Source organism: Telluria mixta (genome assembly GCF_029223865.1).
Classification (GTDB): Bacteria; Pseudomonadota; Gammaproteobacteria; order Burkholderiales; family Burkholderiaceae_D; genus Telluria; species Telluria mixta.
This window is the reverse complement of the sequence record NZ_CP119520.1, coordinates 7164636-7177153: the sequence shown is the minus strand read 5'-3', so window position 1 is coordinate 7177153 and position 12518 is coordinate 7164636. Positions and strand designations below refer to the sequence as shown.

At 67.0% G+C, this 12518-nt stretch carries 15 protein-coding genes; 7 read left to right on the top strand and 8 right to left on the bottom strand.

The window, feature by feature from the left end; genetic code table 11:
* Positions 1 to 2: 2 nt before the first annotated feature.
* From P0M04_RS31525 to P0M04_RS31515, 3 genes are all read right to left on the bottom strand, one after another.
* Positions 3 to 2225, bottom strand: a complete 2223-nt coding sequence (locus P0M04_RS31525) for an alpha-galactosidase (RefSeq protein ID WP_259452556.1) — start codon at positions 2223 to 2225, stop codon at positions 3 to 5.
* A gap of 68 nt (positions 2226 to 2293) precedes the next feature.
* Entirely contained in the window at positions 2294 to 3004 is a 711-nt protein-coding gene (locus P0M04_RS31520) for a M23 family metallopeptidase (protein ID WP_259452557.1), read from the bottom strand.
* A 24-nt stretch (positions 3005 to 3028) separates the two neighbouring features.
* Complete coding sequence (locus P0M04_RS31515; protein WP_259452558.1) at positions 3029 to 4042, bottom strand: L,D-transpeptidase family protein; 1014 nt, start codon at positions 4040 to 4042, stop codon at positions 3029 to 3031.
* A 105-nt stretch (positions 4043 to 4147) separates the two neighbouring features.
* On the opposite strand from P0M04_RS31515, the gene P0M04_RS31510 reads away from it, so the two are divergent.
* Complete coding sequence (locus P0M04_RS31510) at positions 4148 to 4447, top strand: 2Fe-2S iron-sulfur cluster-binding protein (protein ID WP_259452559.1); 300 nt, start codon at positions 4148 to 4150, stop codon at positions 4445 to 4447.
* Positions 4448 to 4453: 6 nt separating this feature from the next.
* Here the strand turns inward: P0M04_RS31510 and P0M04_RS31505 are convergent, their stop codons facing one another.
* On the bottom strand, positions 4454 to 5350 hold the full coding sequence (locus P0M04_RS31505) for an alpha/beta hydrolase (protein ID WP_259452560.1): 897 nt from the start codon (positions 5348 to 5350) through the stop codon (positions 4454 to 4456).
* 107 nt (positions 5351 to 5457) lie between these two features.
* Here P0M04_RS31505 and P0M04_RS31500 point away from each other — a divergent pair, with 107 nt between their 5' ends.
* Both P0M04_RS31500 and P0M04_RS31495 read left to right on the top strand, forming a co-directional pair.
* Positions 5458 to 5637 carry a hypothetical protein gene (locus P0M04_RS31500; RefSeq protein WP_036234269.1) on the top strand — a complete coding sequence of 60 codons (180 nt, stop codon included), beginning with the start codon at positions 5458 to 5460 and terminating at the stop codon, positions 5635 to 5637.
* Positions 5638 to 5659: 22 nt separating this feature from the next.
* Positions 5660 to 5845 (top strand): hypothetical protein, encoded by a 186-nt coding sequence (locus tag P0M04_RS31495; RefSeq protein WP_259452561.1) that lies wholly within the window; start codon positions 5660 to 5662, stop codon positions 5843 to 5845.
* 73 nt (positions 5846 to 5918) lie between these two features.
* Here the strand turns inward: P0M04_RS31495 and P0M04_RS31490 are convergent, their stop codons facing one another.
* Positions 5919 to 6125 (bottom strand): hypothetical protein, encoded by a 207-nt coding sequence (locus P0M04_RS31490; RefSeq protein ID WP_259452562.1) that lies wholly within the window; start codon positions 6123 to 6125, stop codon positions 5919 to 5921.
* A 159-nt stretch (positions 6126 to 6284) separates the two neighbouring features.
* On the opposite strand from P0M04_RS31490, the gene P0M04_RS31485 reads away from it, so the two are divergent.
* Positions 6285 to 6422, top strand: a complete 138-nt coding sequence (locus tag P0M04_RS31485) for a hypothetical protein (protein ID WP_176936574.1) — start codon at positions 6285 to 6287, stop codon at positions 6420 to 6422.
* A gap of 69 nt (positions 6423 to 6491) precedes the next feature.
* A complete protein-coding gene (locus P0M04_RS31480) occupies positions 6492 to 6854 on the top strand; it encodes a hypothetical protein (protein WP_259452563.1) in 363 nt (120 codons plus the stop codon).
* A 19-nt stretch (positions 6855 to 6873) separates the two neighbouring features.
* On the opposite strand, the gene P0M04_RS31475 is transcribed toward P0M04_RS31480, so the two are convergent.
* The 3 genes from P0M04_RS31475 to P0M04_RS31465 form a co-directional block, all read right to left on the bottom strand.
* Positions 6874 to 7095, bottom strand: a complete 222-nt coding sequence (locus tag P0M04_RS31475) for a hypothetical protein (protein WP_259452564.1) — start codon at positions 7093 to 7095, stop codon at positions 6874 to 6876.
* Positions 7096 to 7222: 127 nt separating this feature from the next.
* Positions 7223 to 10054, bottom strand: a complete 2832-nt coding sequence (locus P0M04_RS31470) for a bifunctional diguanylate cyclase/phosphodiesterase (protein WP_259452565.1) — start codon at positions 10052 to 10054, stop codon at positions 7223 to 7225.
* 94 nt (positions 10055 to 10148) lie between these two features.
* A complete protein-coding gene (locus tag P0M04_RS31465) occupies positions 10149 to 10928 on the bottom strand; it encodes a fused MFS/spermidine synthase (protein ID WP_259452566.1) in 780 nt (259 codons plus the stop codon).
* A gap of 76 nt (positions 10929 to 11004) precedes the next feature.
* Here P0M04_RS31465 and P0M04_RS31460 point away from each other — a divergent pair, with 76 nt between their 5' ends.
* Together P0M04_RS31460 and P0M04_RS31455 are read left to right on the top strand one after the other, a co-directional pair.
* On the top strand, positions 11005 to 11280 hold the full coding sequence (locus P0M04_RS31460; protein WP_259452567.1) for a hypothetical protein: 276 nt from the start codon (positions 11005 to 11007) through the stop codon (positions 11278 to 11280).
* A gap of 7 nt (positions 11281 to 11287) precedes the next feature.
* Complete coding sequence (locus tag P0M04_RS31455) at positions 11288 to 12460, top strand: GGDEF domain-containing protein (RefSeq protein WP_259452568.1); 1173 nt, start codon at positions 11288 to 11290, stop codon at positions 12458 to 12460.
* The last annotated feature ends 58 nt before the right edge of the window (positions 12461 to 12518 follow it).

Sequence of the window (12518 nt, the reverse complement as noted above, 5' to 3'; positions counted from 1 at the left end):
CGTCAGGCGACTTCCAGGACAATGGCCGCGGCCTGGAAATCGCCGGCGAGGTTGGGCTGTATCCCTTGTCCCATCCAATAGGCGCCGCTCGCCTGTTTCGGAGTGCGCGGCGCCACGCCGCCTGCAATGGCGCGCAGCGTATACACCTTCCGTGGATCGAGTCCGCGCAACTGGATATGGGGCGCCGGATTACGCATGCCGCCGGAGTGAAGGAAGGCGAAGAGGACGGCCTGGTTGCCGTCCTGCGCGACCGACAGCGTCGCCGATCGTGCCGAGCCGCCCTGCGGCGATATCAACCGGTACAAATTGCCTTGTTGGACGGTCACGCGAATACGCTTGTACTCGGCAATGAGCCGCTTCGCTTCCGCGAAGTCTTGCGTAGTCCAGTGGTTCAGGTTCGCGCCGATCCCGAGCGCGCCCTGCATGGACGACAGAAAACGGTATGCCAGCGACGTGGCACGCTTGTTGACCCAGTTGGGCGAGTCGGTGACCCATGCCATCATGATCGCCGGCGCATAGGCCTGGCTGAAGCCGTCCTGGATCAACAGCCGGTCGTACGGGTCTGTATTGTCCGACACCCAGACCTCGTCGGTCAGGGCCATGATGCCAAGATCGACACGGCCTCCGCCGCTGGCGCAGGATTCGATCTCGACCTTCGGGTGGCGCCGGCGCAGCTCGCCGAGCAGCTTGTAGAGATTGTCCACATACGTCACGTACAAGCGTTGCTGCTCGGAAGGCGGCACCTGCGGCCAGCCGGGTTCGGACCAGGCGCGGTTATGGTCCCACTTGAGAAAGGCGATGTTGTTCGAGGCGAGCAGCTTGTCCAGCACCCCAAGGAGATGGTCATAGACGTCCTTACGCGCCAGGTTGAGCACCAGCTGGTCGCGGGCTTCGGAGCGCGCACGTCCCGGAAAGTGGATGACCCAGTCCGGATGGGCCCGGTACAAATCACTGTCCGGATTGACCATCTCCGGCTCGACCCACAGTCCGAATTCCATGCCCAGGTCGTTGACGCGCTTGATGAGTGGCGTCAGCCCGTTCGGGAATTTCTTCGTGTTGACGACCCAGTCGCCCAGGCCCGCTTTCGAACTGTTGCGCGCACCAAACCAGCCATCGTCGACGACGAAGCGTTCGATGCCGAGGCCGGCGGCCTTGTCGGCGAGCGCCATCTGGCCCGCTTCGTCGACGGCGAACTCGGTCGCCTCCCACGAATTATAGAGAACGGGGCGCGGACGCAATGCCGGTGCTTCCGGCAGGATCCGCGTGCGCTGATAGCGGTGGAAGAGGCGCGACGCGCCGCCGAAACCATCGCCGGAAAACCCGGCGTGGAACACGGGAGAGGCGAGGCGTTCGCCGGGCTTGAGCCGATAGGCGAAATCGAAGGGGTTGTAGCCGGCCGTCACGCGGACACCGCCAACCGCATCCATGTCGACACTGATGCGCCACGCGCCGCTCCAGCCCAGCGCGCCGAACCAGACAGGACCCGATTCCTCTTCGGTCATGGCCCGGCTCAGCGCAATCCATGGATTGGCCTGATGGGAGGTGACGCCCTTGCGGCTCTCGATCACCGTCGCGCCGGGACCGACGGGGCGGGTTTGCAGGGCGAACTCGCCGGCCCAGCGCCCGGTGAGGTACGACAGACGATAGTCGTCGTCGTAAGGCAGGTTAATGCTGGCCGCCGCCATCTGGTCGACCTGGATCCAGCCGTTCGTCCGGTTCTCGACGACGGCACTGCGCGACAGGATGCCGGATGCGGCATCCATGGCATAGGCGAGCGTGACGTGCACGGCGCGGCTCACGTCCTTGAGCCTGACCACGATGCGTTCGCCGTCGAGCTGGTGGTCGACGTAGCGCAGGTCCAGGTCGCGCACGCCGTCGGGAAAGGTGACCTTGAGCGCCGGCTCCACCGTCAGGCCCGCGCCGAAGCCGGGATACTCGAACGGCGTGACGGTGATGGAGGTTTCGTTGCTGGAGTTTTCGGGGACGGGCGCAGGCGCCGGCAGCCGGTCGTCCGCGGACAAGGCGCTGCCCCAGTACATGGTCTGCAGATGGCCATCCGCGTTGACACCGAACGCATACGTGACCGCGCCGCCGTCGAGACGAAAGACGCGCGTGGCCTCGTCGATGGTCGGGCGTGCGCGGGCGGCATTGCCGATGGCGAGTCCGGCGAGTCCGCCCAGCATGCCCATGCATACGGCGCGACGGCGTCGATCGATGTTCTTCATAGTCTCCTCAGCCAGCGTTTTTGTTCAATATTAGCGCAATGGCTGAGGAGGAGCCGAAAAGCAAAACTTCAGGGTTGCAGCAACGGATATGGATTCACAGGCGTCCCTTTCCACCACTGCTTTTCGGGCGTCAGCTCGAACACGGCGAAGTGCAGGTGCGGCGCGTTCGGATCGGCATTGCCGGTCGCGCCCACATAGCCGATCAGGTCGCCGCGCTTGACCTGCGCGCCTTCCTGCAGGCCGTCCGCATAGCGGTCCAGGTGCGCATAGTAATAGGCATATTTTTCGGTCGGATCGAACTGGTAGACCGTCAGCCCGCCCGGCTTGCTCGTGAATAGCTTCGCGATCTTGCCGTCCGCCACCGCCACCACTTTTGTCCCCTTCGGCGCCATGATGTCGAGCGCTTCATGGTGGCGTTCGGTGCCGCGCGGCTGGTCGTACATGTCGGTGAGCTTGGAGAACGGCATGCCGTCGACCGGCACCAGCAGCTTGCCCGGCGGGACGGAAGGTGCGGGTGCCGTGCCCGATGCGGCGGCCGGCGTGTCCGACGCGGCGGGACGCAGCGGCAGGTCGAGTTCCGTGAGGTCGGGCATCACCTGCGGCGCCGGCGGCAGCTTGCCGTCGATGCCGTTCGATGGCGGCGGCGGTGCGGGCAGGGCGCCCGTGTTCGTGGCCACGGCCGGTGCAGTCGCGGGGTCGTGGGGCATCTGGCGCAGCCAGACGAACAGACCGCCGGCGCCCACCAGCACGCCGAGCAGGAAGGTCATCAACCATCTCATCGCCGTCTCCTTTTTCTTGGTGTCTTAATCCTGCAGCACGACCTCCGTGCCCGCCTGGACGAGGCCCGCCACTTCCGACGCGCTCCAGTTCGTCAGGCGGATGCAGCCATGCGATTCGCTCTTGCCCACCGAGGCCGGCACCGGCGTGCCGTGGATGCCGTAGTGCGGCTTGGTCAGGTCGATCCACACGACGCCGACCGGGTTGTTGGGGCCCGCCGCGACCGTCGTCTTCTTGTCGCCCGGCTTCGCGTCCCAGAACAGTTTCGGGTTGTAGTGGTACGTGGGGTTGCGGTGCACGCCTTCGATCTTCCAGTTGCCGATCGGCAGAGGATCGTGGTCGCTGCCGCTCGACACGGGATACTGGGCCAGCACGGTGCCTCCGGCGTCCTGCAACTGCAGGATGCGGGCCTCCTTCGACACGACGACGCGCGCGGCCGGCGTCAGCGCCGGGGTGCCGATGACGTTCGGGACGACGATCTGCTCGCCCGCGCGGCCCAGGTCCTTGCCGGGGTTGAGCTTTTCCAGCAGCGCCGGGCTGGCGTGGAATTTTTCGCCGAGGCCTTCCGCCGGCGTGGCATAGCCGAGCGTGGGCAGCTTGGCTTTTTCCATCATGTCGTCCGGCACGCGCTGGAACGGGCCCGCGACGTCGGTGTCGGCCAGCGTGTACGTCAGCAGGGTCGGCGTTGGATCGGTGTTCAGCGCGTTCCAGGTGGCGTCGTCGAGCTTGCCGGTCGGATCCAGGCCGCGCGCCTTCTGGAAGCCGGCCAGCGCCTGGCGCATGTTGGAACCGTAGGCGCCGTCGATTTCGCCGGGCGAGAAGTGGGCGCGGTCCAGCAGCACCTGCGCGCGCAGCAGCCGCTCGGATTCGGCGGCCTGCGTGGTAGCAGGGGCGTGCTGCGCGGCCGGCGCCGCTGCTTGCGGCGGTGCCGCCGCGTTCGGACGTGCGGCCGGCTGCGCCTGCGGTTGCGCGGCGCCCACCGGACCGGCGAGGCCGGCCAGCAGGGCGATCAAGAGGGGGATGCGGGTCGTTTTCAACATGGTGTCCTGCCTGAAGATGCGTTGGCTTCAGGTTAGTGCCGTGCAAGACAGGACTCTGTGCGGGAACGAACCCACCATGGCAGGGTCGGCGGTACAATCCGCCGCATGACCACGTTGACCATCACCCTGCAGCCGTCCGGCTGGTCCTTCGACACCGATACGGAGACGACGGTGCTGCACGCCGCCGAACGGGCCGGCATCGACCTGCCCAGCTCCTGCCGCAACGGCACGTGCCGCACGTGCATCTGCCGGCTCGCGGGCGGCAAGGTGCGCTATCTCGTGGAATGGCCAGGCTTGTCCCTCGACGAAAAGCGCGAGGGGTATATCCTGCCGTGCGTCGCCGTCGCGTTGGAAGACCTCGTGGTCGACCAGCGGCTCGCGAAAAAGGTCGTCTTTCCCGACTGAACCGCGTCAGCGCGCGTCCGATAAACCCAGCGCCGCTTCGATCGCGCGCAGCACGCGCGGCCACGCCGGCGACGTCGCCGCCACCTCGTCGTAATGGCTGGCGCCCGGTAGGATCACGACCTCCGCGCTGTCGCCGGCTGCACGGGCGCGGGCGGCGAAATCGTGCGCGACGCGCGGGGGCGAGACCGTGTCCAGCTCGCCGGTGACCAGGATCGTGCGGCTGCCGTTCGGCATCAGGTCGCCCGCGTTCGTGTCGGAAAAGACGTCCGGCCGGTCGGTGCTGGGTGTGCCGGCCAGTTCCACGATCTCGCGGCCGCAACTGGTTTTCAGCAGGGCCGCCTCGCGCCGCAGGTCGGCCAGGCCGCCCAGGCTGACGACCTGGCGCACGGGCACGATATCCTTGCGGTACAGCGGGCTCGTTGCGGGGATGCGGGGCCGTGCCGCCAGCCATTGCACGAGCTGGCCGCCGGCCGAGTGCCCGACGGCCACGAGGCGGCCGAGGTCGAGCGGGTGCTCCCTGGCCGTGCGCGCGAGCAGGTCGAGGGCCGCGTTCATGTCCTGGTAGGTGCCGGGGTAGCCGCCGCCGGTCTCGTCGACGCGGCGGTATTCCACGTTCCACACGGCGATGCCGCGTGCGGCGAGGGCACCCGCCACGTTGCGCAGCTGCGTGATGCCGCCGAATTTCTTCGTCCAGCAGCCGCCGTGCACGAGCATGGCCACGGGGAACGGTCCCGTGCCGGACGGCAGGAACAGTTCGGCGTACTGCGACGGTGCGGCGCCGTAGCGCAGGGTGGCGGCGGGCGCGGGGCCGGACAGGGCCAGGTAGTCGTCCAGGGTCATCGGGGCGGCGTGCACGGTAGAGGTCATGGCGAGAGTGAGCGCGAGGGTGGCGAGGCGAGTCATGGGCTCGACTATAGCAAGAGTGAATGCGGCCCGCACGATTGAAAACCCGCCGCGATCTTCCATGCTAGGCTGCACACAACGTCAACCGCAACCATAAGGAGATCATCATGACCCAATCGAAATCCACCGGTAGCCAGAACAAGCAGTCGGGTAACCAGTCCGAGGAAGACGTCCAGAAACAGAAGGCGGGCGTCAAGGAGAAAAGCAGCCACGACCACATGTCGACCGTGAAGGCCGGCAAGGGCAAGGGCGCCGGCGGCGGGGCCAAGCAGAAAGAGGGCCGCTGAGCCCGTTCGCCGGAGAAAACCGATGAGTTTGCCGGAACAGGCCCAGGGACAGGACCAGAAACGGGCACATTCCACGCCGGATCCCACGACACAAGACCCGGAGCTGCCGCCGCCGCAGCCCCGGCCCGATCCGGATGACGTGCCGGCGCCGGCGCGCGCACCGGTGAAGGAGCCGGACGCGCCGGAACCGCCCATCAAGGCGGCGTGAGGATGTGAAGGGAAGAGGATGGGGCGGACCGTCGTGTCGCCCCATCCTTTGTCACGAGGTTCAGGCCCGAGGTTCAGGTCTTGTTAGGCGTGGATTGCTGGTTGCCGCTCTTGGCGGCGTCCTGCTTGTTGCCGTCGTTGCTGCCGCGCTTCGGGATGTCGCGGATCATCTCGTCCGTTTCGTGCTGGCCGGGCGAGCGTTCTCCGCTGCCGATGTCCGCTTCGTGCATGTTGGGCGGGGCGTCGGCGCCCGGATCCGGTTTCGGAATGTCGGTTCTCATGGTGTGCTCCATTGCGTTGTCGTGTTGGCGCGATACTAACAGTCCATGTCGGGTCCCGGCGCGCAATAGGATCGCCACTTGTGTACGCTGGCGCACATATGTCTTTTAGGAACTTTTTAATAATAGGCCTGAGGCCAACGACTTTCGGAGGAGAGAAGCATGAGCACCACCCTGTACAACAAGATCCCGCTGGGCCGCGGCCCGCTGCTGGGCTCGCACAAGATGCACGCGGCCGTGGCGTTGGGCGTCCTCGCGGGGGCCGGCATCGTCTGGGCTGCCGTGCGGGCGTTGCGCTGACGGCCTGACAGGTTGCCGAGAGGGCCCGCCGCCGTTACCATGGCGGGCTTGTTCTCTTGGAAAGTGGTAATGAAGAATCTAAAACTGACGGGCGACGAATACGACGCGCTCGAATTCATCCGGCGCGGCGCGAAGACCGACCGCGTCAATGCCTGTGTCGGGCGCAACGCGAAGCGGCTGTCGGGCCTGAAACTGATCCAGTATGGGAAGAACGGAAGCCTGGCGCTGACGGCGCAGGGGACCGAACTGCTGTTCCTGCGCCGCTGCGTGGAGGCGTTGCGGGCGATCGAGGCGGATCCGGCGGCGAGTGTGGATGACGACGTCGTCCAGTTCCTCAGCCGCAAGTCGCATATCGCGGCGCGGGCCGAAGGCGGGTTCGAACTGACGGCGCGGGGACGTGAATCCCTGGCGGACATCGCCGCGCAGGGGTGAGTCGTCCGGCTACGGCCGGTTAATTGGTGCGGCGGCGGTTCGGGTACACCAGCGCCCGCACCGCGATCTCCGCCGGCACGCCCATCGCCGCGAGGAATTCCGCGGCGCGCTGCAGTCCCAGCGTGGGAACGGACGCGACGGCCTGGTTGACGAGGTCGCGCGTGCGCATGTCGGTGCGCGGCCTGCGTTCCGCCAGGGTGGCCGCGGCGGTGTCGATATTCAGTTCAGTCATCATCATCATCAATGCTCGGTGAGTGTATTGCTAAAGAGTCACGGAGTATTGTATGAGAACGATATTGATTAAGCCACAGGAAATTGCACGAAATATCGCACTTGTCATCCAAACTTAAAGCGGATTCGAGATTTCTTCAGGCGACGGCCGTCTGCGGCTCGTCTTCCGGGGTCGTCAGGCCGCGTCGCTGACGCAGCAATTGCTCGAATTCATGGGCCGGGAGCGGCTTCGAGAAATAGTATCCCTGCATTTCGTCGCAGCCCTGGTGGCGCAGGTAATCGAGCTGTTCGGCCGTCTCCACACCTTCGGCGATCACGGACAGGCGCAGGTTGTGCGCCAGCGCGATGATCGAGGCGACGATGGCGGCGTCGTTGGCGTCGTGCGTGATGTCGTTGACGAACGAACGGTCGATCTTCAGTACGTCGATCGGGAAGCGCGACAGGTACGAGAAGCTCGAATACCCCGTGCCGAAATCGTCGATCGACAGGTTCACGCCCAGCGATTTCATGCGATGCAGCAACTCCACGGCCGGCGTGACGTCGCTCATGAACAGGCTTTCCGTCAGCTCCAGCTCGAGGCAGGACGGATCCAGGCCCGTGTCGTTGAGTACGGCTTCGATGCCCGGCAGCAGGTCGGCCGCGCTGAACTGGCGTGCCGACAGGTTCACGGCCACGCGCAGCTTGCCCAGGCCCGCATCCTGCCACGCCTTGTTCTGGGCGCACGCGGTGCGCATCACCCAGGCGCCGATCGGCACGATCAGGCCCGTGTCCTCGGCGATGCCGACGAAGCGCCCCGGCGGCACCATGCCCAGTTCCGGATGCTTCCAGCGGATCAGCGCTTCCATGCCGACGATGCGGCCCGTCTGCAGGTCGACCTGCGGCTGGTAGTGCAGCACGAATTCGTTGCGTTCGAGGGCGTTGCGCAGCGCGCTTTCGATGCGCACGCGCTCCAGCGATTCCTCGTTCATGGCCGGTGTGTAGAACTGGAAGTTGTTGCGGCCCAGTTTCTTGGCGCGGTACATGGCGATGTCCGCGTGCTCGATCAGGTTGTCGGCCGGGGTGCCGTCGCTCGGGAAGGCGGCCACACCGATGCTGCACGTGACGAAGAATTCCTTGGTGCCCAGGATGACGGGCTGCGCGACGGAATCCATGACGCGCTGCACGATATCCGCGGTGAGCGGCTGGTCGGTGTGTTCGGACAGGATCACGACGAATTCGTCGCCGGACAGGCGCGCCACGGTGTCGGTATCGCGCAGCGACGAGCGCAGGCGCGCCGCGACCGTCATCAGGAGGACGTCGCCGGCCTTGTGGCCCATGCTGTCATTGACGAACTTGAAGCGGTCCAGGTCGATCAGCATCACCCAGACCTGGTGGCCGCTGCGGGTGGCGTAGGCGACGGCCTGGCCCAGGCGGTCCTGCAGCAGCGAGCGGTTGGGCAGGCCCGTCAGCACGTCGTGCTGGGCCACGTGGTGCACGCGCTGCTCGGTGACCTTGCGCGCCGTGATGTCGCTGCCGGTGCCGCGGTAGCCGGTGAAGCGGCCCGTCTCGTCGAACGTCGGCTGGCCGTTGATGCAGAACCAGCGCTCCTCGCCGTTGTCGTCGACGACGCGGTATTCGAGGTTGCGGAACGGGTCGTGCGCTTCCAGGGTGGCGATGTGGTCGCGGCCCAGCTCCGTGTCCGTCAGCGCGGGCACGTAGTCCCAGCGGCGCCGGCCCAGCACGCGCTCGGTGGCGATGCCGGATTTTTCCGTGAAGTCGCCGGTCACGTGCGTGAAGCGGAATTCCTCGTCCTGTTCCCAGTACCAGTCGGACGACATCGCGACCAGCTGGCGGAAGCGCTGCTCGCTTTCCTGCAGGGCCTTCTCGGTGCGCTTGCGCGCGATGACGTCGTCGATCAGGCGCTGGTTCGTGAGCTTCAGGTCGGCGGTGCGCTCGCGCACCAGTTCCTGCACCTTGCGCGCGCGCTCGCCGGCCGCCTGCACGAAGGCGCACAGGAGCAGGGTCGACAGCACGCCGCCGACCAGCAGCAGGGTCGAGCCGAGGTGGTCGGCCAGCCACGGGTTGGGCGTGGCGATGGCTTCCACGGACCACGACTGCCCGCCGACGGTGAACGTCGTCAGGGACCGTCCCGTGTACCCGGCCGCCAGCAGCGCCATGGGGGACTCGGTCGCGACGCCGTCGCGGCTCGCGTAGACGAGGTGTGCCGGATCGGCGCGGCCGCCCGCGTAAAAACGGAGCTGGATGCTGTGGTCGTCGAGCAGGCCGGCGCGGGCGAGTGCCGCCTTGACGAGCGTCGGCACGTAGATCACGGCGGCCGTATCGCCCAGCAGCTTGCCGCCCTGGGCGTAGACGGGCATCAGCACTTCGAAGCTGGGCGCGCCGGGTGCCTGGGCGATGCGCAGCAGGCCCGTGAGCGCGGCGCGGCCGCTTGCCTGGGCGCGCGCGAGGGCTTCGGTCACCTGCTGGTATTCGCTGACGTTCAGGCCGAGGGCTGCCTCGTTGCCCTGCATCGGTTCGAGATAGTCGACCACGTTGTAGCGCGGGCGCTTCGGTGCCGGCACCCGTTTGCCGTCCTGCATCTCGCGCAGGACGAGGTCCGGCTGGAACTGGCGCAATTCCGCCTCGACGGCGGCGCGCTCGTTGCCCTCCACGACGCGGTGGAAATTGAAGGCGCGGATGTACGGATTACGCTGCAGCAGCGGGGTCGTGAAATCGTGGAATTGCGCGCGCGTGACCGGCTGGACGGTCGTAAACAGCTGGTTGGTGACGTTCAGGACTTCGACGGCATCGTCCATGCCCTGGCGCAGGGCGGCCACGCGCACACCGGTGCCCTGTTCGAAGGCCAGCGCCTTGTTGTCGTATTCGAGACGGCTGACGGCGACCGTCAGCACAGCGGTTGCGGCGAGACCGCCGGCCAGCGTGAGGCCCGCTGCGAGCGTGAGCGAAAACGGCAGTCGGCGACGCGACATCCAGTGATCCCTATGCATGAAAGATGAGAGCTTGCCCTAAGGCATGAAGAGGCATCAGTTTGTCACAGAAACTCTAGTTTCCGCAAACAAATTGTCACAAGCGGGACCGTGGGGCGCCAAGGTGTGGTAGGGCCAAAACAGATCGCGATGCGATCCAGACAAGGATGATTCGAATGGCTAGCCGGTTCAATAATCCCAGGCCGAGTCCGCGCCGGCGCCGCAGCACCGTCAGGCGGCGCAGGGCGGCATCGCCGGGTGTGTGCAAAGCGTACACGATGCGGTTGTTGCCCGCGACCTTGTCGAGCCAGCAGGTGTGGCCGGGGAACACGGTCTCGAGCGCGTCCATGACGTCCGGGTAGCGCGGATCGTATGTGAAGACGTTGGCCACGAGCACGCCGCCGGGCTGGAGCGCCCGGCGGCAGTCCATATAGAAGGGCGTGTCGGCCAGGCTGGGCGGCAGCCCGCGGGCGTCGAAGCCGTCGACCAGCAGCACGTCCGCCGCGCCGGGGTGTGCGGCCAGCCAGTCGGCCGCGTCGGCGTGGACGACCGCGAAGCGCTCGCTGTCGGGCGGCACGCGGAAGGCGTCGCGCAGGGCGATCACGTCGGCGCGCAATTCGATCACGGTGATGTGCGCGTCGGGAAAATGGCGGTGGCAGAACTTGGCCAGCGAGCCGCCCCCGAGCCCGACCATCACGATGCGGCGGGGAGACGGCGCGAACAGGACAAAGCCCATCATGGCGCGCAAATAGGCCAGCACAAGGGCGTCGGGCCGGGCCAGCAGCATCTCGCTCTGGATGTCGCCTGGGACGAATTCGAGCGTCCGGCGGCCCCGGCGCGTACGTACGAGCGGCGGGGTGGGGCTGTCGTGAGGCATGCCGCAAGTATAGGTGAACTTGTTGCGGTCGATAGGTTTCTGATAAGCTGGCCGTTGCAGCCCAAGCGGAGACCTCATGTTCCTGGACCACCCGACCATTACCGCCACCAACAGCCAGACCGAGCCGGACCGCATCGAGCGCCTGGATCGCGTCTATGGATATGCAATGGCGCTGGCGGATGTGGACGGCAACCCGGGTTTCGTCGAGAAGCTGACCCAGATCCACGACCACAAGGGGACCCTGATCGTGTTCTGGCACGCGCCGCCCACCGAGGCCGAGCGCGAGTACTGGACGCGTGCCTGGTCCAGCCGGGTCGGCGACGGCACGACCGCGGTCGTGCACGAAGTCTGAGGCGCCGATGGATGCCACCACGATGGTCCTGGCATTGGCACTCGGCAACCTCGCCCTGTGCGCCACCCTGTTTTTCTTCGAACAATCCGGCCATGGCGGACGTCCCGCCGTGCCGACGTGGGGCTGGTCGCGCCTGTACCAGGGCGCCGGCTGGCTGCTGCTCGCGATCGGCGCGGCGGGTGTCGTGCCGGAAGGCCTCGCGCTCCCGATCGCCTACGTCCTCGTGTTCGCCGGCGTCGCGTGGGAATCCGGCGCGGCGTGGGAACGCGCGGGCCGCCTGCGCTGGCGCCGCGCGACCCTCCCTGCGCTGGGGCTGGCCGTCGCCGCTTTCCTGCTGTGCTGGCTGATCGATCCGATCGGCCTGCGTGCCGTGGCCGCGTCGCTGGTCCTGGGCGCCTTTTATTTATCGCTGGCGGCGGCGCTGGCCCGTGGCTGGGCGGCCGCATCGATGCTGCAGCGCTTCCTGGCGCTGGCGACGACCGTGCTGGCCATCGTCGTCGGCGCGCGCGGGGCGCTCGTGCTGCTGGCGCCGGCGGGCTGGGGCTGGATGACGAGCGATATCCTGCGCCAGCTGCACTCGGGCGCGCTGTATTTGCTGGCCCTCGTCGGCGGCTTCGGCTGGCTGCTGCTGGGCCGCGAGCGCGAACAGGCCGAGCTGGCGCGCCTCGAAATCGTCGATCCGCTCACCGACGTGCCGAACCGGCGCGGCTTCTTCCAGGCCCTGGCCCCGTGGATGGCGCTGGCGCGCCGTCCCGGCCAGCCGACCGCCCTCGTCGTGCTCGACCTCGACCAATTTAAACGCATCAACGACAGCTACGGCCATCCGGCCGGCGACGTCGTGCTCGCGCACCTGATCGACACCTGCAAGCGTCAGCTGCGCGACAGCGACCTGCTGGGCCGCCTGGTCAGCGTGGAATTCGCGATCCTGCTGCCGCGCACGAACCTGGACGATGCGACCATGGTCGCCGAGCGCATGCGCGCCGCGATCGAGGCGCAGCGCGTCAAGACCGAGCGCGCGATGATTTCATTGACGGCCAGCTTCGGCGTCACGACGATCCGCCCGGACGACAGCACCGTTACCCTGCTGGCCCGCGCCGACGAAGCGCTGCGTGTGGCCAAGAAGGCGGGGCGCAACCGGGTCGAAGTGGCGGCGCCTGTACTGGCGCCCGTCGAGGAATGATTGTCGTGTTCGCCATAGCGCCCGTGACGCGCTTGGCTTATGATGATGCGGTCAACGA

Bases quoted from the DNA above. Each gene is read 5' to 3' on its own strand.
- P0M04_RS31525 (WP_259452556.1), bottom strand. From the start codon at position 2,225: ATGAAGAACATCGATCGACGCCGTCGCGCCGTATGCATGGGCATGCTG.
- P0M04_RS31520 (WP_259452557.1), bottom strand. From the start codon at position 3,004: ATGAGATGGTTGATGACCTTCCTGCTCGGCGTGCTGGTGGGCGCCGGC.
- P0M04_RS31515 (WP_259452558.1), bottom strand. From the start codon at position 4,042: ATGTTGAAAACGACCCGCATCCCCCTCTTGATCGCCCTGCTGGCCGGC.
- P0M04_RS31510 (WP_259452559.1), top strand. From the start codon at position 4,148: ATGACCACGTTGACCATCACCCTGCAGCCGTCCGGCTGGTCCTTCGAC.
- P0M04_RS31505 (WP_259452560.1), bottom strand. From the start codon at position 5,350: ATGACTCGCCTCGCCACCCTCGCGCTCACTCTCGCCATGACCTCTACC.
- P0M04_RS31500 (WP_036234269.1), top strand. From the start codon at position 5,458: ATGACCCAATCGAAATCCACCGGTAGCCAGAACAAGCAGTCGGGTAAC.
- P0M04_RS31495 (WP_259452561.1), top strand. From the start codon at position 5,660: ATGAGTTTGCCGGAACAGGCCCAGGGACAGGACCAGAAACGGGCACAT.
- P0M04_RS31490 (WP_259452562.1), bottom strand. From the start codon at position 6,125: ATGAGAACCGACATTCCGAAACCGGATCCGGGCGCCGACGCCCCGCCC.
- P0M04_RS31485 (WP_176936574.1), top strand. From the start codon at position 6,285: ATGAGCACCACCCTGTACAACAAGATCCCGCTGGGCCGCGGCCCGCTG.
- P0M04_RS31480 (WP_259452563.1), top strand. From the start codon at position 6,492: ATGAAGAATCTAAAACTGACGGGCGACGAATACGACGCGCTCGAATTC.
- P0M04_RS31475 (WP_259452564.1), bottom strand. From the start codon at position 7,095: ATGATGATGATGACTGAACTGAATATCGACACCGCCGCGGCCACCCTG.
- P0M04_RS31470 (WP_259452565.1), bottom strand. From the start codon at position 10,054: ATGTCGCGTCGCCGACTGCCGTTTTCGCTCACGCTCGCAGCGGGCCTC.
- P0M04_RS31465 (WP_259452566.1), bottom strand. From the start codon at position 10,928: ATGCCTCACGACAGCCCCACCCCGCCGCTCGTACGTACGCGCCGGGGC.
- P0M04_RS31460 (WP_259452567.1), top strand. From the start codon at position 11,005: ATGTTCCTGGACCACCCGACCATTACCGCCACCAACAGCCAGACCGAG.
- P0M04_RS31455 (WP_259452568.1), top strand. From the start codon at position 11,288: ATGGATGCCACCACGATGGTCCTGGCATTGGCACTCGGCAACCTCGCC.